General features: G+C 42.7%; 4 protein-coding genes and 1 tRNA gene. 2 read left to right on the forward strand and 3 right to left on the reverse strand.

Features of this window, described 5'->3' with window-relative positions; genetic code table 11:
- The 3 genes from JIG41_RS22705 to rsgA form a co-directional block, all read right to left on the reverse strand.
- Positions 1-188: hypothetical protein (locus JIG41_RS22705; RefSeq protein WP_206770789.1), on the reverse strand; the 188-nt coding region annotated here is incomplete at its 3' end.
- Between the two features lie 21 nt (positions 189-209).
- On the reverse strand, positions 210-1,076 hold the full coding sequence (gene asd / locus JIG41_RS15120; RefSeq protein WP_036971409.1) for an archaetidylserine decarboxylase: 867 nt from the start codon (positions 1,074-1,076) through the stop codon (positions 210-212).
- An 18-nt stretch (positions 1,077-1,094) separates the two neighbouring features.
- On the reverse strand, positions 1,095-2,153 hold the full coding sequence (gene rsgA, locus JIG41_RS15125) for a small ribosomal subunit biogenesis GTPase RsgA (RefSeq protein ID WP_036971407.1): 1,059 nt from the start codon (positions 2,151-2,153) through the stop codon (positions 1,095-1,097).
- A 122-nt stretch (positions 2,154-2,275) separates the two neighbouring features.
- Between rsgA and orn the strand changes: the two genes are divergently transcribed.
- Both orn and JIG41_RS15135 read left to right on the forward strand, forming a co-directional pair.
- On the forward strand, positions 2,276-2,821 hold the full coding sequence (orn, locus tag JIG41_RS15130; RefSeq protein ID WP_036971404.1) for an oligoribonuclease: 546 nt from the start codon (positions 2,276-2,278) through the stop codon (positions 2,819-2,821).
- Positions 2,822-3,088: 267 nt separating this feature from the next.
- Positions 3,089-3,164 (forward strand) — tRNA-Gly (locus tag JIG41_RS15135).
- Positions 3,165-3,213 lie beyond the last annotated feature (49 nt).

Raw genomic sequence — 3,213 nt, forward strand, 5'->3', positions numbered from 1 at the left:
AAGCCGCAGATAATAATAGGAGAAAGCAAGCTAAGTACGTTGCGAGGTGTAAAAGTCGTGCCTGAGCCAAGGTATTTATCCATAAAAAAGAGTCCATGTACAGTGTGTCTGTTAACGGTACTTAAGTCAGTGTTAGTATGATTAGTAAAGAGAGAAAAGCGAGTGAATACATCGCTTTTCTTTGGCATTTATTATGCGGTGTGCGATGGTTAGTCTTTGATTGTCGCAAATGGTGTGCCCATGCGAGTGATTGTTTCTGGGTGTTGGTCAGATAAAAACTCAGCTTGGTTTGCACCCCAGGCTAAAATCACGGTAGACCCTAACTTAAAGCGACCCATTTCTTCGCCTTTTTTCAAAGTGATTGCGTTATCACCTTTGGTAGGGTAGTTCCAGCTGAATACATCTTTACCGGCAGGTGGTGTAACGGTACCTGCCCATATGGTTTCGATGCTGGCTACAATCGTTGCACCTACCAGTACCATCGCAAGTGGGCCTATGTCAGTTTCGAAAATTGCAACCACACGTTCATTACGCGCAAATAAGTTAGGGACGTTTTGCGCCGTAAGCGGATTCACTGAGAATAAATCACCTGGTACATAAATCATTTTACTCAGCGTCCCATCAATCGGCATGTGAATACGGTGATAGTCTTTCGGTGCTAAATAGATTGTTGCGAACTTACCACCCAAAAATGGCACGGTATCGTCTTCGTTACCACCTAGTAATGCCTGTAAGCTGTAGTCGTGCCCTTTAGCTTGAATTATTTGACCATCTACTACGTCACCTAATTGGCTAATCGCACCATCAACTGGGTGAGCAATAATGTCTTTTTCTTCTGCAAGTGGGCGAATACCTTCCTTTAAAGGGCGAGTAAAAAATTCATTAAAGGTTTTGTAATGAGCTGGATCGGGGTATTTAGCCTCACTCATATCAATTTTATATTGTTTGATGAATAGCTTGATTAACGCCGTGGTTAAGCCACCCGCTTTCGCTGCTGCTAACTTGCCGACCATGCGCGAAATGAAATGTTTTGGCATGGCATACTGCATGGCAATTTTGAATTTATCTAAACTCACTTGTTATTTCCTAAATAGTTATACGCGAGGAGCGCGTGCACCCGCACGGCCATCGGCCATAGTTTCTAAAATTCGGTGGTAACTGTCAAAACGAAGTTCTGAAATATCTCCATCATCAACCGCTTGGCGAATGATACAGCCCGGATCATTTAGATGTTTACAGTCACGAAAACGACAGCCGCCAATAAAGTCACGGAACTCTTTAAAGCACCAAGTTACGCGTTCAACATCTAAATGCCATAGGCCAAACTCACGGATCCCTGGTGAATCAATAAGATTACCGCCAGAGGGTAAGTGATGTAAACGTGATACGGTTGTTGTGTGTTGCCCAAGACCACTATTTTCAGAGACTTCCTGAGTTAAAATAGCGGCGTCGGGTAAAACAGTATTAACTAACGTTGATTTACCCACACCACTTTGACCCACAAAGATGCTGTTTTTATCTATTAACGTTTGTTTAAGCTCATCAATACCTTGGCCTGTTTTATTACTGACGAGTAATACTTGATAGCCCAGTTCACGATAAATATCGAGAATTTCATTAATATAGGCGAGTCCTTCATCGTCAATTAAATCGATTTTGTTGAGCACTAAAATCGGCTCTATGCCCATGTCTTCACAGGCAACTAAATAACGGTCGATAATATTAGGAGTAAACTCAGGTAATACCGCTGACACCATTAAAATTTGGTCGATATTAGCTGCAACGACTTTCACTCCGTCATAAAAATCTGGACGTGTAAGCTGCGAGCGACGTTCGTGAGTTGCTTCGATGACACCGGCTAAGTCACCCTCACTCACTTTGGCGCGACGAAATATCACTTCATCCCCGCAAACAAGGCTTGATACAGTGCGACGAATGTTACAGCGCAGCACATCACCAGAGTCCGTTTCGATATCTGCATGTTGTCCAAAACGGCTTAATACAACGGCATTTTCAGCAGGGCCTAAATTGTCGTTTTGCCATTGCACGGCTGCGCCCTTGTCTTGCTTTTTATCAGCATTAGACAAACGTTTTTGATGATTGGCCTTAATCCGACGAGACTGGCCTTTACTTAATTTCTTTTGTTTTGCCACTTTTGGCCTATAACTTGATTAAATGTCGGGCTTTTTGAAAAAAAAGCTTTAGGTCGACTGATGATACTAATATGATATATCTAAATGCGTTGGATCTAAAGGAAAGCACCGCTAAGGTAACTATGTCTTTTCATAAATCAAATCTTATCTGGCTCGACCTGGAAATGACTGGCCTCGAACCAGCAACAGATAAAATACTCGAAATTGCCACTGTTGTCACCGACAGTGAGTTAAACATCTTGGCTGAAGGCCCTGTTATTGCTATTCATCAAAGCGATGAATTACTTGATGGCATGGACGAGTGGTGTACGACCCAACATGGTCAATCAGGTTTAACAGCCCGCTGCAAAGCAAGTTCTTTCACTGAGCAAGATGCCATTGAGCAAACATTGGCGTTTTTGAAGCAGTGGGTACCTGCTGGCGCATCGCCTATGTGCGGAAATTCAATCGGCCAAGACCGTCGATTCATGAATAAGTACATGCCGGAATTGGAAGACTATTTTCATTATCGCAACCTTGATGTAAGCACTATTAAAGAGCTTGCGCGCCGCTGGAAGCCTGAGGTTCTTGCTCAAGTGAATAAAAAAGGTTCACACCTTGCCCTTGATGATATAAAAGATTCAATTATGGAATTAAAGGTTTACCAAGAAAAATTCTTTAATTTGTAAAAAACATTTGCAAACACATCGGATTATTGTAGAATCCTGCCCCGCTTAAGACGTTAACCCTCGCGGGGTTAGTGTGTCTTTAGCTAAACTTTATAGTTGAAATTTGTGGCACTAGCTCAGTTGCCAGAACGTTTTACCGCAAGCTTTAGGTTGTGCATCAACGGACAAATTACTGACTATTTGAATGCGGCACTAGCTCAGTTGCCAGAACGTTTTACCGCAACCTTTAGGTTGTGCACCAACGGACAAATTACTGACTATTTGAATGCGGCACTAGCTCAGTTGGTAGAGCGCAACCTTGCCAAGGTTGAGGTCACGAGTTCGAGCCTCGTGTGCCGCTCCAATTTCTCACCAAAAGAAATTGTTATAAAAAATTCAAATTATACGGCACT

Origin of the sequence: Pseudoalteromonas sp. bablab_jr011, assembly GCF_016464045.1 — a bacterium.
GTDB lineage: Bacteria > Pseudomonadota > Gammaproteobacteria > Enterobacterales > Alteromonadaceae > Pseudoalteromonas > Pseudoalteromonas lipolytica.